1 pseudogene is annotated in these 744 nt (G+C 31.3%); it reads right to left on the bottom strand.

Going from position 1 to position 744, the window contains the following annotated elements:
* Positions 1–744: pseudogene (locus tag MBCUT_RS11150) on the bottom strand (Ig-like domain repeat protein); the annotation flags it as partial.

Raw genomic sequence — 744 nt, 5'->3', positions numbered from 1 at the left:
TCTTGAATAGTTTAGAACCTGTTAAAATACCATAATTTTTAATATAATAAGTTTTATAATAAACTCTGTATCTTTTACCATGATATTTTACAGTTTTAGCACTCTTAGCAACATGATAGACTTTTATACTTGTTTTTGTGATTGATATAGTGTTGGATTTTGCACTGGAAGAGCCGTAGATGATGTTTTCAGTGTTTAGTCCGTTGTATGCTGCGTTTGCGTAGTATTTTCCTGCTTTAGTTGCTGTATATGTGTACTGTGCAATCCCTTGACCATTTGTCCTAAGACTCACATTTTTACCTGCAATAGTTAAACTAAGATTTTGGTTAGCTAGTATGTTTCCTTGGTTGTCTTTTAGTGTGATTTTGTAGGTAATTTTATTACCGTTTCTTGTTGATGTTATTGTGATTTTAGTTCCAAGATTCTTTGGATTAACAGTATAGCTATTAGCTATTGTTGCATTGTTGTAGTTATTGTTTCCAGAGAAAAATATATCTACATTAGCTATTCCTACATTTGTATTAGGTATTGTTAAACTCCAAAGACCATTGATAACAGTTACATTGTGATCTACACCATTGATAGTTACTGTGATGTTGTATGTTCCGTTTATTAGATTACCATTAACATCAGTGATATTACCAGCAATAGTGGAGTTTTCACCATAAACAGCATCAGTAGGTAAGTCAACATTAATTATAGTTCCTGATTTACTGACAATGAAATTCACATTATCATCGGATT

This window comes from Methanobrevibacter cuticularis (assembly GCF_001639285.1).
Taxonomy (GTDB): Archaea; Methanobacteriota; Methanobacteria; order Methanobacteriales; family Methanobacteriaceae; genus Methanobaculum; species Methanobaculum cuticulare.
This window is presented reverse-complemented; position numbering and strand designations above follow the sequence as displayed.